17 protein-coding genes are annotated in these 17,208 nt (G+C 73.4%); 7 read left to right on the top strand and 10 right to left on the bottom strand.

What is annotated here, in order from left to right; genetic code table 11:
- Positions 1–14: 14 nt before the first annotated feature.
- Positions 15–1,139, bottom strand: coding sequence for a PLP-dependent cysteine synthase family protein (locus ABZ725_RS15705; RefSeq protein WP_358803226.1), 1,125 nt, complete (start codon positions 1,137–1,139; stop codon positions 15–17).
- A 310-nt stretch (positions 1,140–1,449) separates the two neighbouring features.
- Here ABZ725_RS15705 and ABZ725_RS15700 point away from each other — a divergent pair, with 310 nt between their 5' ends.
- Together ABZ725_RS15700 and ABZ725_RS15695 are read left to right on the top strand one after the other, a co-directional pair.
- Positions 1,450–1,773, top strand: coding sequence for a hypothetical protein (locus ABZ725_RS15700; protein WP_351916999.1), 324 nt, complete (start codon positions 1,450–1,452; stop codon positions 1,771–1,773).
- A gap of 243 nt (positions 1,774–2,016) precedes the next feature.
- Positions 2,017–2,553, top strand: a complete 537-nt coding sequence (locus tag ABZ725_RS15695) for an ATP-binding protein (protein WP_358803225.1) — start codon at positions 2,017–2,019, stop codon at positions 2,551–2,553.
- 24 nt (positions 2,554–2,577) lie between these two features.
- On the opposite strand, the gene ABZ725_RS15690 is transcribed toward ABZ725_RS15695, so the two are convergent.
- From ABZ725_RS15690 to ABZ725_RS15680, 3 genes are read right to left on the bottom strand one after another with little or no spacing between them, the layout of a single operon-like run.
- Positions 2,578–5,139 (bottom strand): ABC transporter permease, encoded by a 2,562-nt coding sequence (locus ABZ725_RS15690; RefSeq protein WP_358803224.1) that lies wholly within the window; start codon positions 5,137–5,139, stop codon positions 2,578–2,580.
- On the bottom strand, positions 5,136–5,894 hold the full coding sequence (locus ABZ725_RS15685) for an ABC transporter ATP-binding protein (protein ID WP_358803223.1): 759 nt from the start codon (positions 5,892–5,894) through the stop codon (positions 5,136–5,138). Before ABZ725_RS15685 ends, ABZ725_RS15690 begins: the two co-directional genes overlap by 4 nt.
- Complete coding sequence (locus ABZ725_RS15680) at positions 5,891–6,181, bottom strand: SHOCT domain-containing protein (RefSeq protein WP_351917006.1); 291 nt, start codon at positions 6,179–6,181, stop codon at positions 5,891–5,893. The genes ABZ725_RS15685 and ABZ725_RS15680 overlap by 4 nt, the downstream gene beginning before the upstream one ends.
- 176 nt (positions 6,182–6,357) lie before the next feature.
- Between ABZ725_RS15680 and ABZ725_RS15675 the strand changes: the two genes are divergently transcribed.
- Both ABZ725_RS15675 and ABZ725_RS15670 read left to right on the top strand, forming a co-directional pair.
- The gene (locus tag ABZ725_RS15675) at positions 6,358–6,966 is read left to right on the top strand and encodes a TetR/AcrR family transcriptional regulator (RefSeq protein WP_358803222.1); all 609 of its coding nucleotides are present in this window, start codon (positions 6,358–6,360) and stop codon (positions 6,964–6,966) included.
- A gap of 10 nt (positions 6,967–6,976) precedes the next feature.
- Positions 6,977–7,561 carry a DUF4865 family protein gene (locus ABZ725_RS15670; protein ID WP_358803221.1) on the top strand — a complete coding sequence of 195 codons (585 nt, stop codon included), beginning with the start codon at positions 6,977–6,979 and terminating at the stop codon, positions 7,559–7,561.
- Between the two features lie 115 nt (positions 7,562–7,676).
- On the opposite strand, the gene ABZ725_RS15665 is transcribed toward ABZ725_RS15670, so the two are convergent.
- Positions 7,677–8,561, bottom strand: a complete 885-nt coding sequence (locus ABZ725_RS15665) for an NAD(P)-dependent oxidoreductase (protein WP_358803220.1) — start codon at positions 8,559–8,561, stop codon at positions 7,677–7,679.
- A 135-nt stretch (positions 8,562–8,696) separates the two neighbouring features.
- Here ABZ725_RS15665 and ABZ725_RS15660 point away from each other — a divergent pair, with 135 nt between their 5' ends.
- Together ABZ725_RS15660 and ABZ725_RS15655 are read left to right on the top strand one after the other, a co-directional pair.
- Positions 8,697–9,482: a substrate-binding domain-containing protein gene (locus ABZ725_RS15660; protein ID WP_358803219.1), complete on the top strand. Its 786-nt coding sequence runs from the start codon at positions 8,697–8,699 to the stop codon at positions 9,480–9,482.
- Positions 9,483–9,549: 67 nt separating this feature from the next.
- Positions 9,550–10,074, top strand: coding sequence for a hypothetical protein (locus ABZ725_RS15655; protein WP_358803218.1), 525 nt, complete (start codon positions 9,550–9,552; stop codon positions 10,072–10,074).
- Between the two features lie 16 nt (positions 10,075–10,090).
- Here ABZ725_RS15655 and ABZ725_RS15650 read toward each other — a convergent pair whose 3' ends face one another.
- Complete coding sequence (locus ABZ725_RS15650) at positions 10,091–11,335, bottom strand: ROK family protein (protein ID WP_351917018.1); 1,245 nt, start codon at positions 11,333–11,335, stop codon at positions 10,091–10,093.
- Between the two features lie 231 nt (positions 11,336–11,566).
- Between ABZ725_RS15650 and ABZ725_RS15645 the strand changes: the two genes are divergently transcribed.
- Positions 11,567–12,706 (top strand): methyltransferase, encoded by a 1,140-nt coding sequence (locus ABZ725_RS15645; protein ID WP_358803261.1) that lies wholly within the window; start codon positions 11,567–11,569, stop codon positions 12,704–12,706.
- Here the strand turns inward: ABZ725_RS15645 and ABZ725_RS15640 are convergent.
- From ABZ725_RS15640 to ABZ725_RS15625, 4 genes are read right to left on the bottom strand one after another with little or no spacing between them, the layout of a single operon-like run.
- Positions 12,693–13,535 (bottom strand): class II fructose-bisphosphate aldolase, encoded by an 843-nt coding sequence (locus tag ABZ725_RS15640; RefSeq protein ID WP_358803217.1) that lies wholly within the window; start codon positions 13,533–13,535, stop codon positions 12,693–12,695. The genes ABZ725_RS15645 and ABZ725_RS15640 overlap by 14 nt on opposite strands.
- 28 nt (positions 13,536–13,563) lie before the next feature.
- Positions 13,564–14,445, bottom strand: coding sequence for an SIS domain-containing protein (locus ABZ725_RS15635; RefSeq protein ID WP_358803216.1), 882 nt, complete (start codon positions 14,443–14,445; stop codon positions 13,564–13,566).
- Between the two features lie 10 nt (positions 14,446–14,455).
- Positions 14,456–14,794: a DUF2218 domain-containing protein gene (locus ABZ725_RS15630; protein WP_358803215.1), complete on the bottom strand. Its 339-nt coding sequence runs from the start codon at positions 14,792–14,794 to the stop codon at positions 14,456–14,458.
- Between the two features lie 39 nt (positions 14,795–14,833).
- Positions 14,834–17,179 carry an MFS transporter gene (locus ABZ725_RS15625; RefSeq protein ID WP_358803214.1) on the bottom strand — a complete coding sequence of 782 codons (2,346 nt, stop codon included), beginning with the start codon at positions 17,177–17,179 and terminating at the stop codon, positions 14,834–14,836.
- Between the last annotated feature and the right edge of the window lie 29 nt (positions 17,180–17,208).

The raw sequence follows: 17,208 nt of genomic DNA, 5'->3' as shown, positions 1-17,208 counted from the left end.
GCGAGTCCCGGCCGTCACTCCTGCCACACGCCCGTGGCCAGCAGGGAGTCGATCGCCGCGGTGTACGGGGCGATGTCCAGGCCCTGATCGGCGAGCCAGGCGTCGGAGTAGTACTTGTCCAGGTAGCGGTCGCCCGGATCGCACAGCAGGGTGACCACGCTGCCCTGCCGGCCGTCGGCCACCATCTCGGCGACGATCTTGAGCGCGCTCCACAGTCCGGTGCCGGTCGAGCCGCCCGCCTTGCGGCCGATGGCCCGTTCGAGCGCGCGTACGGCGGCGACGCTGGCCGCGTCGGGCACCTTCATCATCCGGTCGATCGCGCCGGGCACGAAGCTGGGCTCCATACGCGGCCGCCCGATGCCCTCGATGCGCGAGCCGCAGTCACAGGTGACGTCCGGATCGCCGGTGGTCCAGCCCTCGAAGAAGCACGAGTTCTCCGGGTCGGCGACGCAGATGCGGGTGTTGCGCCGCGTGTAGTGGACATAGCGCGCGAGGGTCGCGGAGGTGCCCCCGGTGCCGGCCGTGGCCACGATCCACGCGGGCTCCGGGAACCGTTCCCACTCCAGCTGGCGGAAGATGGATTCGGCGATGTTGTTGTTCCCGCGCCAGTCCGTGGCCCGTTCCGCGTAGGTGAACTGGTCCATGTAGTGGCCCCCGCTGTCCGCCGCGAGACGGGCCGACTCCTCGTACATCGTGCGCGGGTCGTCGACGAAGTGACATCGGCCGCCGTGGAACTCGATCAGGCGGATCTTCTCGGCGCTCGTCGTGCGCGGCATGACGGCGATGAAGGGCACGCCGATCAGCTTCGCGAAGTACGCCTCGGAGACGGCCGTCGAACCGCTGGACGCCTCGATCACCGGGCGGCCCGGCCGGATCCAGCCATTGCACAGGCCGTAGAGGAAGAGGGAACGGGCGAGGCGGTGCTTGAGGCTGCCGGTGGGGTGGGTCGACTCGTCCTTGAGATAGAGGTCGATGCCCCACTTGTCCGGGAGCGGGAAGCGCAGCAGGTGTGTGTCGGCCGAGCGATTGGCGTCCGCCTGGACCCTGCGGACGGCTTCTTTCAGCCAGTCACGGTAGGTGGTGTCGCTGTGGTCGACGTCGAGGGTGGCGCCGGTCCTGGCGGGCTGGGGGGTGGTCACGGCGGGGCTCCTTCGGGCTGCGCGCCGACGGTGGTCCGCGCGGCCGACACCTCGATCATAGGCACCTTCAGCACGCTTCTCACCTGCATAAACACACCTTTGAGCACCCCAAAGGCGACCCTGGGGAGCGGGCGCGGGCTCTTGGGGGGCGCATTCGCGCGAGTGCTCCGGACAAGCACGCCCGCGGGGTCGTGCGCACTGGTGCTCGACGCCGGGCGCGGGCAGACTGCACCGGGCGGGGCGAAGGTCCCGGACGGGGGCGCACACTGGGTCACGGAAGACGCGTTCGATCACGAGGGGGCGGGACGCCATGGCGGAGCCGGAGTTCACGGCTACGGGCGTGCGCATAGGGAAGCGGCTGCGCTCGCTCACCCGGGCCGGGCAGGTCCGGATCAGCGGCGGCAGGCTGGAGTTGCTGACCAGCTACGGCAGCGAGATCGACAGCGCGCCCGTGCAGGCGGTCCGCGCCTCCAGGCCGTGGTTCGCGCCGGAGGACCGGGCGCTGGCCGACCTCAACGGCAAGCGGTACCTGCTGACCCTCGGCGACCACGACCCGGCGCCGGGCGAGCCGGGACCACCCGCGGCGCGCCGCTTCATCGAAGCCGTGCGCAGGGCGGCGGGACGCGGCGGCTGAGCCGGCGCGGACGCAGACCCCGGCCCGCGACGGGCGCGGAAGACCCCCGCCCGCCGATCGGAGCACCGCGAGTTGCGGTGCCGTCAGGGCTGCGTCACTCTGGTCTCACGTCACTCTGGGTTTACCGGCGATAACGCTGCGAACCAGCCCCGCCGGCCACGACAGCAGGCGGCCGCCTTGCGCAGACGCTCTGCTCGATCCGAACTCCGTGTTCTTCCGGACCTCAGTCGGGGAGTCGCAGCCGTGATCACCAACCCGAACAGGCACTGCATGGTGGAGCTTCAGGCTCTGCCGTCGCGGATCGGCCAGGTCCGCAGAATCGTATCGGCGCAGTTGCGCTACTGGCATATGGACCCGCTCATAGACCGAGCGGCGCTCGGTGTGACGGAGCTGTTGACCAACGTCCACCTGCACGCGCAGCCCGACAAGACGTGCGTCGTGGAGATGGAACTGCTGCTCGACCGCCTCACCGTCTCCGTGCGCGACCACGACCCGCGGCTGCCGGTCGTGGGGACGGTCGACGACGAGGCCCTCGCCACCTGCGGGCGCGGCCTCGCCATGGTGGCCGCGGTGAGCGAGAGCTGGGGAGCCCGGCCGGACGGCGAGTCCGGCAAGGTCGTCTGGTTCACGCTGCCCGCGCCCGTCGCCGCGCGCGAGCTGTCGGCGCGTCCGCCCCGTCGCATGCCCCGGGAACAGGCCCCGCCCCGGTTCGCGGAGGTCGTCTCCGCCGACGATCTGCGGCCCGCCCATGCTCCCGCCCGGTCCGCCGTCGTCGGCTGACCGGGCGGTGACCTCTCTTTCGGGTCACTCCGCAGCGATGGCCCGCAGGACGTCCAGGCGGGCCGCGCGCCGTGCCGGGCGCAGGCCCGCGAGAGCTCCGGCGGAGACGCCCACCAGGGCCACCACGACGAGCTGGGCAGGCGGCGCCGCAAAGGCGAAGGCGCTGTCGCTCGCCCCGTCGGAGGCCCGCACGAGCACCCAGCCGAGGAAGGCGCCGAGGACCAGTCCGCCCGCCGTGCCGAACGCGGCGACCAGCACCGACTCCCAGCGGACCATGGCCCGCAGCTGGGACCGGGTCTGACCGACGGCCCGCAGCAGGCCGAGCTCGCGGGTGCGCTCGTGGATCGCGAGGGTCAGCGTGTTGGCGATGCCGAGGAGCGCGATGAGGACGGCGAGGGCGAGCAGGGCGTAGACGAGGGTCAGCATCATGTCGATGCCGCCGGCCGAGGACTGCGCGTACTCGTCGCGGGTCTGCACCTCGGGGTCGCCGTACCGCGCGGCGACCTTCTCGACCGCCGCCTTGCCGGCGTCCGCGCCGACGCCGTCCTTGAAGGAGACCGCGATCAGGGTGTCGGCGTCCTGGGTGCGGTGCGGGGCCCAGGCTGCACGGGTGATGACGTAGTCGCCGGCGAGTTCGGAGCGGCCGTAGACCGCGCGGACGGTGAAGGTCCGCCGCTCGCCGTCGGCGAAGACGAGCCGGGCGGTGTCGCCGGTGGTCAGCCGTTGACGGTCGGCCTCCTGGCGGGTGATCGCGATGCCGTCGGCGCCCAGCCTGTCCAGGTCGCCCTGGACGGTCCCGAGGTCGAAGGTGCGCCGCAGTGCCGCCGGGTCGGTGACGGTCAACGCCCGTCCCCTGCCGTCGACTTCGGCGACGCCCCGGCCGAGGCCGACGGCCGTGTCCACCTCGGGCAGCTCGTCGATCGCCGGGGCGAGCTTCGGGCTCAGGCCGCTGCCGCCCGCGCCGAAGGAGGGGGTGCTGACGGCGACGTCGCCCGCGAAGGAGCGGGAGACGGTCTGGTCCATGGTCGCCTTGAGCGAGGCGCCGAACACGGTGAAGAGGGAGACCACGGCGACCCCGATCATCAGGGCGCTCGCGGTGGCCGCCGTCCGCTTCGGGCTGCGCAGCGCGTTGCGACGGGCGAGGCCCCCGGTGACGCCGCGCAACCGGTCCAGCGGCCCACCGAGGACGCCTACGACCGTGCTGGAGGCGACCGGCCCGAGCACCACGAAGGCGACCAGGGCCAGCACGGCTCCGCCGCCGGCCGCCCACAGGGACGGGGAGCCGAGGACGCCGGTGAGGGTCACGGCGACGGCGAGGGCGAGCAGGCCCAGGCCGATGACGGCGCGCGGGCGGGACGCGCCGGAGGCGTCCACGGCCGTCTCGCGCAGCGCGGCCAGCGGAGCGGTGCGGCCGGCCCGTACGGCGGGCAGCAGCGCGGAGCCCAGGCAGACCAGGACGCCGACCGCGAGGGGGAGGGCCAGCGACAGGGCGCTGATCACCAGGTCGCCCTCGGGGAAGGGGAATCCGATGGCCGGGAACAACGCCTGCAGACCGGCCGCGATGCCGATGCCGCCCGCGAGTCCGGCCGCCGAGGCGGTCACGGCGACGGCGCTCGCCTCGACGAGGGTGGCCGCGGTGACCTGGCGGCGGGAGGCGCCCAGCGCGCGCAACAGGGCGTTCTCACGAGTGCGTTGGGCGACGACGATCGCGAACGTGTTGTGGATGGAGAAGGTGGCGACCAGCAGAGCCACCCCGGAGAACACCAGCAGGAAGGTGGTGAAGATCGTCAGGAACTGGCTGGCGATCATGTCGGTGTTCTCCTGCGCCGCCTCCTGCCCGGTGATGGCCTCGACGCCCTCGGGGAGCGCGGGAGTCAGCCGGTCGACCAGCTCCGGCTGACCGACCCCGGGGTCGGCCCGCACGACGATGCTCGCCGCCCGGCCGGGCCGCGCGGTGAGGTGGCGCTCGGCGTCGGCGCGGGTCATGCCGGTGAAGGTCACCTGGGCCATGCCGTCCTCGCCGCCGAAGGTCGCGAGGCCGACGATCGTCACACGCACGGGGTCGGGCGTGCGCAGTGTGGTGGTGTCGCCGATCTTCAGACCGCCCCGGTCGGCGGCGCCGCGGTTGACGACGACCTCGCCGGACCGGACCGGGGCGCGGCCCTCGGCGAGCCGGTACGGGTTGAGCTTCGGGTCGGTGATCCAGTTGCCGGCGATCGTGGGCGGTCCCTGGCCGCCGATCGGGTCGCCGTCGCTGCCGAGGAGCTGGCCCGCGCCCTGGATGTCGGGGGCGGCTGCCGCGACGCCGGGGACGGCCTCGACCGTAGAGACCAGGTCGGTGTCGACGGGCCGGCGCACGCCCTGGCTCTCGCCGGGGGTCGTGATGGTGTCGGCGCCGCGCACGACCGCGTCGGTGCCGGCCGTCGCGTCGCCGAACATCGAGTCGAAGCTCGCACGCAGGGTGTCGCCCATCACGAGCGTTCCGGCCAGGAAGGCCACGCCGAGGAAGACGGCGAGGAAGGTCCCGGCGAAACGGCGCCGGTGGGCGCGCAGGGACGACAGGCTCAGGCGGAAGGAGGCGTTCATGACGGCACCTCGAAGGCTTTCAGCCGGTCCAGGACGCGGTCGGCGGTCGGGGAGGCCATCCGGTCGACGAGACGACCGTCGGCGAGGAAGACGACCTCGTCGGCGTGGGCGGCCGCGACCGGGTCGTGGGTGACCATGACGACCGTGCGCCCGGTCCGGCGCACCGTGCGGGCGAGCAGCCCGAGCACCTCTCCCCCGGCACGGGAGTCGAGGTTGCCGGTGGGCTCGTCGGCGAAGACGACGTCCGGCCGGCCGGCGAACGCCCGGGCCACGGCGACGCGTTGCTGCTGGCCCCCGGAGAGCTCGGAGGGCCGGTGGCGAAGGCGGTCGCGCAGGCCGACGACGTCGACGAGGGCGTCGATCCACTCCGTCTCGCCGCGCTCGCCCGCCAGGTCCAGCGGCAGCCTGATGTTCTCCTCGACGGTAAGGGTCGGCACCAGGTTGAAGGCCTGGAAGACGAAGCCGACCCGGTCGCGGCGCAGCAGCGTGAGGCGTCGGTCGTCGAGCGTGCCGAGGTCGGTGTCGCCGATGTACGCGGCGCCCGAGGTGAGGTCGTCCAGGCCGGCCGCGCAGTGCATCAGGGTGGACTTGCCGGAGCCCGACGGGCCCATGATCGCGGTGAAGCGGCCGGCCGGGAAGTCGACGCTCACCCCGTCCAGGGCCCGTACGGCGGTGTCGCCGACGCCGTAGACCTTCACGGCGTCGACGACCCGCGCGGCGTTGCGCGTGGTGGTGGCTGCGGTCGCGGTGGTCATGCCGCACCGCCCTTGCCCGTCGGGCCGAACTGCTCGTCCAGGACGGACAGCCGACGCCAGTACTCGTCCTCGTCGATCTCGCCGGAGGCGAAGCGACGGCCGAGGACGGCCAGGGGCGCGTCGCCGGTGGGACGGCTGTCCTGCATGCCGCGCCACGGGCCACCGCGGCCGCGCCACCCGGTGCGGCGCAGGAGGGTGACCACGCCGATCACGACGGCCGCCCAGATCAGCGGGAAGAAGAGGATCCACGGGCCGGGGCCGCCGTCCCAGTTCGCCAGTGTCTGCATCTCGAGTCATCTCCCAGGTGGGTGTTCCGGTGATGCCTCGAGACTCCCGCCGGGGAAGGGTCCGGGTCGTCGTACCGCCAGCGGCACTGCACGTACCTCCCGGGGAGTAGACGGGGTCGGGTGCGCTGCTCCCGACGGTCTCGATTTCTGTACCTACTAGTATGTACAGTGAGTGGATGAGCACCTCGGAGAGCACCTCGGAGAACGGTTCGCAGAGCACCTCGGAGCGGCTGATCGAGTCCACCCGGGAGCTGCTCTGGGAGCGCGGTTACGTGGGGACCAGCCCCAAGGCGATCCTGGAGCGCGCGGGCGCCGGGCAGGGCAGCATGTACCACCACTTCAAGGGCAAGCCCGATCTCGCCCTGGCGGCGATCCGGCGGACGGCCGACGAGATGCGGACCGCCGCCGAGGGAGTGCTGAACGGGCCGGGCACGCCCTACGAGCGCATCAGGGCGTATCTCACGCGCGAGCGTGACGTGCTGCGCGGCTGCCCCGTCGGGCGGCTGACGATGGATCCGGAGGTGATCGCGAGCGACGAGCTGCGCGAGCCCGTCGACGACACGATCGACCGGATCCGCGAGCAGCTCGCCCATCTCGTCGAAGAAGGCAAGGAGCAGGGCGAGTTCGGGCCCGAGCTGGACGGCGAGGCGATCGCCGCCACGGTCGTGGCGACCGTGCAGGGCGGATACGTCCTGGCCCGCGCGGCCGGGTCACCGACCGCCTTCGACGCCGCCGTCCGCGGACTGCTCTCCCTGCTCGCGCCACGTCCCGCCGACAGGCCCTGAGGAGGACCCGATGCACGCCATGCAGTACGAGCTCACCCTGCCCGCCGACTACGACCCGGGCATCATCCACGCGCGTGTGGCCCGCGTCGGGCATCTGCTCGACGACTGGGAGGGCCTAGGCCTGAAGGCGTACCTGCTGCGCGAGCGCGGAAGGCACGGCTCGCCGGTCAGTCAGTACGCGCCGTTCTACCTCTGGAACACCGTGGAGGGCATGAACGCCTTCCTGTGGGGCGGCGGCTTCCAGGGGCTGAGCGACGACTTCGGGCGTCCGACGGTCCGTCAGTGGACGGGCCTGGCCTACGAGGAGGGCGTCGCCGCCGGAGCCCCGGCCCCGTTCGCCCTACGGCGGCGCCGGCCGGTTCCCGACGGTGTGGTGCTGGCGGACGTGGTGCGGGAAGCGGTGGAGGAGACCGGGCGGCTGGCGCGGGAGGACGGGGCCGTGCTCGCGGCGGCGGCCGTGGACACGAGCCGTTGGGAGACCGTGCACTTCTCGCTCTGGGAGCACGACACGCCGAAGGCCGACGGTGACCTGTTCCAGGTGCTGCACCTGTCCGCGCCGGGGCGGGCCGCCCTGCCCGGGGGCCGGCAGTGGTGAACACCGGCGCGGACAGTGCTCGGGGACGCCTGCGGAGGCGAGCGGTGCCCCGGCCGGGCCGGGCCGGTGTGACGGAGCGGCCGCGGGGGCGTGGACACGTGCTCTCCAGTCGGGCTCAGGCCTTGTCGTCGAAGCTGGCGAAATAGGCGGCTGCCATGTCCTCGTCGCCGTGGCCCTGAGCGGCGGCCCGCTCCAGGCGTTCGGCGCTCGCGGCCGCCACGTCCAGGCGGACGCCGTTCGCGCGGCCGGCCTCGACGATGAGCCGCGCGTCCTTCGCGGCCGTCGTCACCGCGAACTGGGCGGGCGAGAGCCGGTCTTCGAGGATCAGGCCGGTCTTCGCCTTCAGGTACCCCATGTCGAGCGGGCCGCCCGCGATCAGTTCGAAGAACGCGTTCGGGTCGACGTCGAGGGACTGGGACAGGGCGAGGACCTCGCCGGCCGCGGCGGTGGCCGCGATGACCCAGCTGTTGGCCACCAGCTTCAGCCGGGTGGCGCTGCCCGCGCCACCGTCCTCGCCGGTCCACACCGTGCGCGCGCCGACCGCGTCCAGGACGGGCGCCACCGCATCCCGGCTCGCCGTCGGGCCCGCCGCCAGCACGGTCAACTGACCGGCCTCGGCGGGCTGACGGGTGCCGAGGACCGGCGCGTCGAAGAAGACGAGGCCGTGTTCGCGGGCGAAGGCGGCCAGGTCGCCGACGGATTCGATCCCGGCGGTCGTGGACTGCAGCCAGGCCGTGCCGGCGCGCAGGGCCGGAGCAGCCTCGCGCATGACGTCCAGGGTGGCGGGGCCGTCGTAGAGCATGGTCAGGACGACGTCCGCGCCCTCGACCGCCTGGGCAGGGGTGTCGACGACGTGCGCGCCGTCGGCGGTGAGCGGCTCAGCCTTGGCCCGGCTGCGGTTCCAGGCGCGTACGGTGTGGCCGGCCCGGGCGAGGTTGCGGGCCATCGCGGCACCCATGATGCCGGTGCCCAGGACGCTCACGGTGAGCTTGTCGGTCATGACGTCAACTCCCTGATCAGTCGCGGTACGAGACTACTTGGACGCGGCGCCGATCAGGCCGTCCAGCCACGCCTGGTGGCCGTTGAGCATGGGATTCGGCCGCTCGTGCGCGAGGGCCGCGGCGGTCGGGCCGGCTTGCGTCTCCTGGGTCAGCAGTCCGGGCGCGAGCTGTTCACCCGGCTGCCCCGGGGCGTGGAGCCGACGCCGCCGGCGTACGAGCTCGCGGAGCAGGTCGCGGCGCCGCTGGACACGCTGGCCGCTCTCGAGGGCGGCGGTCCGCTGGCCGGGCAGACCGCGCCCGTGCGTCTGGCGGGACCGTCGGAGCTGCTGTGCGTGCGGGTGCTGCCCGCGCTCGCGCCGCTGGTCGCCGACGGACTGCAGCTACGGGTCACGCAGGGGCTGACCGAGCCGCTCCTGGAGGAGATGCGGGCCGGCCGGCACGACCTGGTGATCACCACCCGCCGGCCGCGCGGGCGGGCCCTGGACTCGGAGCCGCCGGCCGACGAGGAGTACGTCCTGGTGGCCTCCCCGTCCTGGGCGCGGCAGGTCGAGGAGCACCCGGAGGCCGGTGACCTGTGCGCCGTGCTGCGGGGCGTCCCGCTGGTCACCCACGCCGAGGACCTCCCGATCGTCCGGCGCTACTGGCGGAACGTCTTCGGCAAGCAGCTCACCGCCCGGGCTGCGGTCACGGTGCCGAATCTGTACGCGGTACTGTCGGCGGTCAACGCGGGCGCCGGCTGCAGCGTCCTGCCGCACTCCCTGTGCCAGGAGTATCTGGACTCGGGAGGCCTGGTTCTCCTGCACGCGCCCGAGGAGCCCCCGCTCAACACCCTGTTCCTCGTCCAGCGCCCCGGCTCCGACGCCAACCCCGACGTGAACCGGGTCCGCGACCGGCTGCGGACGGCGGCGCGGGGCTGGTAGCCGAAACGTATTGTCCTGCGCCCGGGCAGCCGTCACGATGGAGGCTTCGTCGAAGGGGGGTGGGCTCGTGCGGGCCCGATTCCGGTATGCCGCCACGGCCTGCGCCAGTGCCGCGGTCGTGGCCTCGTTGACCGGCTGCGGGCAGCCCCTGGCGGGCGTCACGGGTGTCACGGTGACGGCGGACGGACGGCCGGTCGGCGTGCTGATGGTCTGTGACGACCACATCGACGGGGCCACGTTGTACACCGACGGCCCAGGGGACGACACCACGGACGTGGCGACGTGGAGCCGCGCCGAGCCCGTCACCGGGTTCGTCAGCTGGCCGATGGACGCCGCCGGCGAGGGCTGGAGCGTCGACAGGGCGATGCCCGCCGCCCTCGAACGGCAGCGCACCTACACCCTGTACGGCTGGACCGAGGACAACTCCTGGTCGACGGCCCATGTGTCCTTCGACCTCACCCGGCTGGCCGGGCTGACGCCGGGCCAGGTGCGCTATTTCGCGGGCGACGATGTGAAGGGCGCCGACGCCGACGGCAACCGGACCGCCGCGTCGGTAGCGGAGTTCCGCACCGCCGCGTGCGACGACGCCTGAGCGCGTGCGCCGGGCCTCACACGAGGCTCAGCGCCCCCAGCGGATCGTCCAGCACCGGCTGCCACGCCAACTCCGCGGCTCCGACAAGGCTGTTGTGGTCGAGGGAGCAGGCGAGGATCGGGACGCCGCCGCTGCGGCCCCACAGGCTGCGGTCGGTGACGACCGCGCGGAGCCGGTCCGGGTCGGCGTCGAGGAGGGTGCGGTGCAGGCCGCCGAGGATGATGCGGTCGGGGTTGAGGAGGTTCACCAGACCGGCGAGGCCCAGGCCCAGCCGGTCGATCAGCGCTTCGGCGGCCGTGCGCACGACCGGGTCGCCGTACTCCTCGAGGAGCAGCTGGTCGGCCTGCTGAAGCAGGGAGCCCTCGGGCCCCGGCTCGCGGCCCGCGGTGGTGAGCAGGGCGAGCGGGTCGGCCTCGACGTCGAGACAGCCACGGCTGCCGCAGTGGCAGGGACGGCCCTCGGGATTGACGGTGAGATGGCCGACTTCGAGGGCCAGGCCCGAACTTCCGGTGTGCAGACGGCCGTCCAGGACCAGCGCGCCGCCGACGCCCCGGTGCCCGGTGGCCACGCACAGCAGATCGCGGGCGCCGCGTCCGGCGCCGTGCCGGTGTTCGGCGAGGGCGGCGAGGTTGACGTCGTTGGCCGCGAACGCGGGGCCGGTGATACCGGCGGCGCGGATCCGCTCGGCGAAGATCTCCCGCACGGGCGCGCCCACCGGCCAGGCGAGGTGCAGGGGGTTGAGCGCCAGCCCCTCGGGCTCGGTGACCGCGGACGGTACGGCGAGTCCGGCGCCCACGCAGCGCCGGCCGGTCTGCCGCAGCAGCTCCGCACCCGCGTCGACGGTCGCGCCGAGCACCTTGGCGGGGTCGGCGTCGACGGCCTCACAACTGGGCGTGGTGGCGATGATCCGGCCGCCGAGGCCGACCAGCGCGGCCCTGAATCCATCGGCGTGGACCTGGGCGGCGAGGGCCACCGGGCCGTCCTGCGCGACTTCGAGCCGATGGGAGGGGCGGCCCTGCGATCCGGCGGCCGCGCCGGGCCGTGCGTCGACCCGGATGAGCCCGAGCGCCTCCAGCTCCGCGGCGACCGCGCCGGCTGTCGCACGGGTGACGCCGAGTTCGGCGGTGAGCACCGCGCGGGTGGGCGCCCGCCCGGTGTGCACGAGCTCCAACGCGGGCCCGAGCGCACCGCGCCCCCGGTCCAGCCGCGCCCTCGAGGTGGTTCCTTCCCCCGCCGACCGGGGGTCCGCCTTGCCGCTCATGAGGGCGAGTCTCCCATGATCCGTTCCTCAGGTGACGGCGGGGAAGCCACTGACCCGCAACGTGACGTTCAGCCGCCCCACGAGGCCCGGCCCGGCCGCCGCCGTGCCCGGCGCCACCTGCGCACGCTCCCGGGAAAACCGCCCGGTGTCCCTGCGCCCGTCCTCCTCCATTTCTCGGACACCGGGCCTGAGCTGCGGTTCGGCTAGCCTTGACCCACGATGAACGACCCTTTGACGACGCCGTGGGGCGAGGTCTCGCTGGCCCGCCACCCCGAGGATCCGCGCGACAGACTGCGTGCCTGGGACACCTCCGACGCGTACCTGCTCAGACACCTCGCCGCCCAGGACACGCCGCTGACCGGCACGGTGGTGGTGCTCGGCGACCGCTGGGGCGCGCTGGTCACGGCGCTCGCGGCGCACCGCCCGACACAGATCACCGACTCCTGGCTGGGGCAGGAGGCGACCCGGACGAACCTGGCCCGGGCCGGTGTCGAGACCGGCTCCGTCCACCTGCTCACCACCCAGGACCCGGTCCCGGAGCGGATCGACGTGCTCCTGATCAGGGTGCCCAAGAGCCTCGCGCTCCTGGAGGACCAGCTGCTGCGGCTGGCGCCCGCCGTGCACGCGGACACGCTGGTCGTGGGCGCGGGCATGGTGAAGGAGATCCACACCTCGACGCTGAGACTGTTCGAGCGGATCCTCGGGCCGACCCGGACCTCGCTCGCCGAGCAGAAGGCCCGGCTGATCCTCTGCACCCCGGATCCGGCGCTGAAGCCCCCCGCCAATCCGTGGCCGCACGTCTACGACCTCCCCGACGACCTCGGGGGCACGCTCTCGGGCCGTCCCGTCGTCAACCATGCGGGCGTGTTCTGCGCCGAGCGGCTGGACATCGGCACCCGGTTCTTCCTCGGGCGGCTGCCGAGCACGGACGGCCCGCGGCGGGTCGTCGACCTGGGCTGCGGCAACGGGATCGTCGGTACGGCGGTGGCACTGGCCAATCCGGAGGCCGAGGTGCTGTTCACGGACGAGTCGTTCCAGGCGGTGGCGTCGGCGGAGGCCACGTACAAGGCGAACGGAGTGCCGGGGCAGGCCGAGTTCCGGGTCGGGGACGGGTTGGCGGGGGTGGCGGACGACAGTGTGGACCTCGTGCTGAACAACCCGCCGTTCCACTCCCATCAGGCCACCACGGACGCGACGGCGTGGCGGATGTTCACGGGGGCCCGGCGGGCGCTGCGGCCGGGCGGCGAACTGTGGGTGGTGGGCAACCGGCACCTGGGCTATCACGTGAAGCTGAAGCGGTTGTTCGGCAACTGTGAACTGGTCGCCGGCGACCCGAAGTTCGTGGTGCTGAAGGCGGTCAGACAAGGGTGAGCCCCACGCCGGTGATGATCCGCTCGACCGTTCGTGCCATGGCCTCCCGTCCGGCGCTCAGATAGCTGCGTGCGTCGACGGCGTCCGGGTGCGTCTCGAGGTGGTCGCGGATCGCGCCGGTCATGGCCTGGTTGAGTGCGGTGCCGATGTTGACCTTGGTGATGCCGCCGGCGACGGCGGCCGTCAGTTCGCCGTCGGGGACTCCGGAGGAGCCGTGCAGGACGAGGGGCACGTCCAGGGCCCTGCTGAGCCGTTCCAGCAGGTCGTGGTCGAGGGCGGCGGTGCGGGCGGTCATCGCGTGAACGCTGCCGATGGCCACGGCCAGGGCGTCCACGCCCGACTCCGCGACGAACACGCGGGCCTCGGCCGGGTCGGTGCGGGCCCCGGGCACATGCGGGCCCTTGCCGCCGATCTCCCCCAACTCGGCCTCGATCCACAGCCCTTGGGCGTGCGCCCGGTCGACGACGGTGCGGGTCGCGGCGAGGTTCTCGGCGTACGGCAGCCGGGAGGCGTCGTACATGACCGAACTGAAGCCCGCGTCGGCCGCCTGACCGAGCAGGGCGGCGCTCTGCACATGGTCGAGGTGCAACGCGACCGGCACGGCGGCCCGTTCGGCGGCCACGGCGGCGGCACGGGCGAGCGGCAGCAGGCGCCCCTGCCGGAACCTGACGGCGTTCTCGCTGACTTGGAGGACGACGGACGCGCCGGCGGACTCGGCCCCCTCGATGACGGCCTCGACATGCTCCAGCGTGATGATGTTGAAGGCGGCGACGGCGGTACGGGCCGCGTGGGCCCGGGTGACCAGCTCGCCGGTCGTGGTGAGAGGCACGGCCACTCCTCTTCGGCTCGTCAGAAGTTCAGGGCGCGAGGATCACCGAGCGGGTGAGGTGGCGCGGCCGGTCCGGATCGAGGCCGCGTGCTGCCGCCACGGCCACGGCGAGACGCTGGGCGCGGACCAGTTCGGCGAGCGGGTCCAGTCGGCCCGGGACCCACAACGCGCCGGTGGCGCGCACCTGTCGAGCCAGGCCTTCGGGCGCGTCGCCGAACATCCAGGTCGCCGTGCCGGCGGTGCTGATGCTGATGGGGCCGTGCCGGTACTCCATCGCGGGATAGGCCTCGGTCCAGGACAGGGACGCCTCGCGCATCTTCAGCGCGGCCTCGTTCGCCAGGCCGACGGTCCAGCCGTCTCCCAGGAACGTGAACTGCCCGCAGTCCACGAGCCCTTCGGGCAGCGGCTCGGCGAGCGCGGTGCGGGCGTCGGCGACGACGGCGTCGGTGTGCAGTCCCAGGTGCGCGCGGAGCAGGGTGAACGCGGTGGTCGCGAACCGGGTCTGCACGACGGAGCGTTCGTCGGCGTGGTCCAGGACGACGACATGGTCGGCGGCCTGCATGACCGGGGTGTGCGGGTCGGCGGTGATCGCGGTCGTGCGGGTGTGTCCGCGCAGCCGGCCGAGCAGGTCGAGGACCTCGGTGGTGGTGCCGGAGCGGGTCAGGGCGACGACCCGGTCGTAGCGGCGGCCGTGCGGGAACTCCGAGGCGGCGAAGGCGTCCGTCTCGCCGTGCCCCGCGCCCTCGCGCAGGGCCGCCGCGGCCTGTGCCATGAACCAGGAGGTGCCGCAGCCGACCAGCGCGACCCGCTCACCCGGCGTCGGCAACTCCCCGGCATGCCGGACGGCTTCGGCCGCGGCGCGGGTCCAGCACTGGGGCTGGGCTGTCAGTTCGTCCTCGATGTGGGTCATGTCCCGCCTCTCACGACATCGCTTGCTCGCCGCCGCCGCGCTGGGTGCTGCCGGGCTCGCCGTCGTCCCGCCGCCATTCCACGACGAGTTCGTCGCGGGTGCCGAAGCGGACCAGATGGCGGCCGATCACGTCCTCGAGGCGGTCCAGGTGTTCGGTGTCGGTCTCCAGGGCGAGCAGGAGGGCGCCGTCGACGGCTGTGAGGGTGCCGGCGCCCTGTGCGAACGTGATCCGGCCCACCCCCTTCTCCTCGTCCCAGACCGTCTCGGCGCGACGGCCGAGGTGGGCGGCGAGCTGCTTGGCGTAGCGGTGTGGGCGGTCGGTGGCGACGCGGGCTTCGGAAAGGGCCATCGGACGGTCTCCTCGGTGCGCGCAGGTGGAACAGGTGAACTACTCGGCCAGGTGGGCGAGCTCGATGTCGTGGTCGTCCGTGTCACCGCCGCCGAGGCTGATGCCGGCCGCCCGGGGCGGGTAGCCGGTGGCGATGACCGTGTACGGGCCGCTGTCCAGGTCGGAGAAGGCGTAGGCCCCGTCGCTCCCGGTCGTGGTGGTCGCCACCACGTTACCGGCGGCGTCCACCAGGGTGACCCGGGCGTCGCCCAGCGGAGCGCCCGCGCCGCGTACCGTGCCGCGCACCTGCGCGCCGGGCCGCAGCTCGACGTCGACCCGGGTGACGCCGGTGGCGCCGATGTCCACGGGCATGGCCAGCGGCCGGTGCTTGGGCGAGCTGACCGCGAGGGTCATCGGGCCCGGCACCAGGTCGGCGACGGAGAACTCGCCGGTGCCGTCGGTTCGCGTGGTCGCCACCACATCGCCGCGGACGTCCGTGAGGATGACCACCGCCCCGGCCACCGGTGCCCCGCCGTCCGCGGACCGCACCGCGCCGACGAGCCCGCTGACGCCGCCGAGCAGCACGTCGTAGGTCACCGGCGTCGCCCCGACAACGACGGTCGTCGCCCGCGGCTGGTGGCCGTCGGCGGAGGCGATGAGCACGTAGGTGCCCTCACCGGGCGCCTCGACGCCGTAGGAGCCGTCGGTCTCGGCGACCGAGCGGCTCAACTGCCGCCCGCCCAGGGAGATCAGCGTGACGGCGGAGCCGCCCACCGGGACGCCCTCCGCGCCCCGCACCTGCCCGCGCACCGGGTGCCCGCCGCCGGCCGGACCGTCGTCGGTGAGGCCCGGGACGGTCGCGACGAGCTCCGCGACGGCGCGGGCCAGCGGCACGGCGACCGCCGCCCCGACGGCCTGTCCGTCGGGTGCCGCGACGACCGGTCCGGCGGTGACCGGTTCCGCGACGGTCACCGCGTCCGTGCGCGCCGTCGGCTGCCGTGGGATGAACGCGGCGACGACGAGGGCGAGGACCGCCGCGCCGGAGCCGACGGCCATGACCACCTTGAAGCCGTTCTCCGAGGGCAGCGCGGCAGTCCCGAAAGCGGTCGTCATCTGGGCCAGGATCACGCCGGCGACGGCACTGGCGGTGGAGGTGCCGATGGATCGCATCAGGGTGTTGAGGCTGTTGGCGGCGGCCGTCTCGGCGGGGTCCACGGCGGCCATGATGAGCGCGGGCATGGCCCCGTAGGCGAAGCCGACGCCGGCGCCGATGACGCAGGACACCAGGACGAGCTGCCACACCTCGTCCATCAGCACGATGTTGAGGCCGTACCCGGCGGCGACGACGACCGCGCCGAGCATCAGGGTGACCTTCGGGCCCCGCGCCTTCGAGACCCGCGCGGAGAGGGGCGCGGTGGCCATCATCACCAGGCCCGTGGGGGCCATGACCAGACCGGCGGTCAGCAGCGACTTGCCCAGACCGTAGCCCGTCGCCTCAGGCAACTGCAGGAGCTGAGGGAGGACCAGGGACATCGCGAACATCGAGAAGCCGAAGGCCATCGAGGCGAGGTCGGTCACCAGCACCTGACGGCGGGCGGTGGTCCGCAGGTCCACCAGGGGTTCCTCGACGCGCAGTTCGAACAGACCCCACAGGAGCAGGACGACGACCGCGGCGGCGAAGAGCCCGAGGGTGGTGGCGCTGCCCCAGCCCCAGTCGGCGCCCTTGGAGATCGCGAGCAGCAGACAGATCAGCCCGGTCGCCATGCCGAGGGCGCCGGCCAGGTCGAAGCGTCCGCCGGTGCGCACCTTCGACTCCGGCACGAACAGCGGGACGAGCACGAGGGCGACGGCGCCGAGCGCGGCCGACGTCCAGAACAGCATGTGCCAGTCGAAGTGGTCCGCGATGAGCGCGGCGGCGGGCAGGCCGAGGGCGCCGCCGACGCCGAGGGAGGCGCTCATCAGGGCGGTGGCCGAGCCGAGCCGCTCGGCGGGCAGTTCGTCGCGCATGATGCTGATGCCGAGCGGGATGACCCCGGAGGCGAGTCCTTGCAGGGCCCGGCCGACGATCATCGGGGTGAGCTCGTCGCTGAGGGCGGCCGTGACCGAACCGGCGATCAGTACCAGGAGGCTGACCAGCAGCATGCGGCGCTTGCCGTACATGTCGCCGAGCCGTCCCATGACGGGGGTGGCGACGGCGGCCGCGAGGAGGGTGGCGGTGATCGCCCAGGCGGTGTCCGAGGCCGGGGCGTCCAGCAGCTTCGGCAGCTCCGGGACGATCGGGATCACCAGGGTCTGCATCAGCGAGACGACGATGCCGCCGAAGGCCAGCACCGCCACGACGAGGTCGGCCCGCGGCGCGACGGACCTCTCCCCCGGCTCCGCTGACCTGGGGTGTGCGTGGGACATGGGTCGGGCCTCCGTGGGGGGATGCGGTC

Source organism: Streptomyces sp. NPDC006872 (assembly GCF_040635845.1).
Classification (GTDB): domain Bacteria; phylum Actinomycetota; class Actinomycetes; order Streptomycetales; family Streptomycetaceae; genus Streptomyces.
The sequence above is the reverse complement of the archived record's forward strand: the minus strand, read 5'-3'. Positions and strand labels throughout refer to the sequence as shown.

Excerpts from the sequence above, each read along its gene's own strand:
- ABZ725_RS15625 (WP_358803214.1), bottom strand. The coding sequence starts at position 17,179 with ATGTCCCACGCACACCCCAGGTCAGCGGAGCCGGGGGAGAGGTCCGTC.
- ABZ725_RS15685 (WP_358803223.1), bottom strand. The coding sequence starts at position 5,894 with ATGACCACCGCGACCGCAGCCACCACCACGCGCAACGCCGCGCGGGTC.
- ABZ725_RS15650 (WP_351917018.1), bottom strand. The coding sequence starts at position 11,335 with ATGAGCGGCAAGGCGGACCCCCGGTCGGCGGGGGAAGGAACCACCTCG.
- ABZ725_RS15670 (WP_358803221.1), top strand. The coding sequence starts at position 6,977 with ATGCACGCCATGCAGTACGAGCTCACCCTGCCCGCCGACTACGACCCG.
- ABZ725_RS15630 (WP_358803215.1), bottom strand. The coding sequence starts at position 14,794 with ATGGCCCTTTCCGAAGCCCGCGTCGCCACCGACCGCCCACACCGCTAC.
- ABZ725_RS15680 (WP_351917006.1), bottom strand. The coding sequence starts at position 6,181 with ATGCAGACACTGGCGAACTGGGACGGCGGCCCCGGCCCGTGGATCCTC.
- ABZ725_RS15690 (WP_358803224.1), bottom strand. The coding sequence starts at position 5,139 with ATGAACGCCTCCTTCCGCCTGAGCCTGTCGTCCCTGCGCGCCCACCGG.
- ABZ725_RS15635 (WP_358803216.1), bottom strand. The coding sequence starts at position 14,445 with ATGACCCACATCGAGGACGAACTGACAGCCCAGCCCCAGTGCTGGACC.
- ABZ725_RS15700 (WP_351916999.1), top strand. The coding sequence starts at position 1,450 with ATGGCGGAGCCGGAGTTCACGGCTACGGGCGTGCGCATAGGGAAGCGG.
- ABZ725_RS15675 (WP_358803222.1), top strand. The coding sequence starts at position 6,358 with ATGAGCACCTCGGAGAGCACCTCGGAGAACGGTTCGCAGAGCACCTCG.
- ABZ725_RS15665 (WP_358803220.1), bottom strand. The coding sequence starts at position 8,561 with ATGACCGACAAGCTCACCGTGAGCGTCCTGGGCACCGGCATCATGGGT.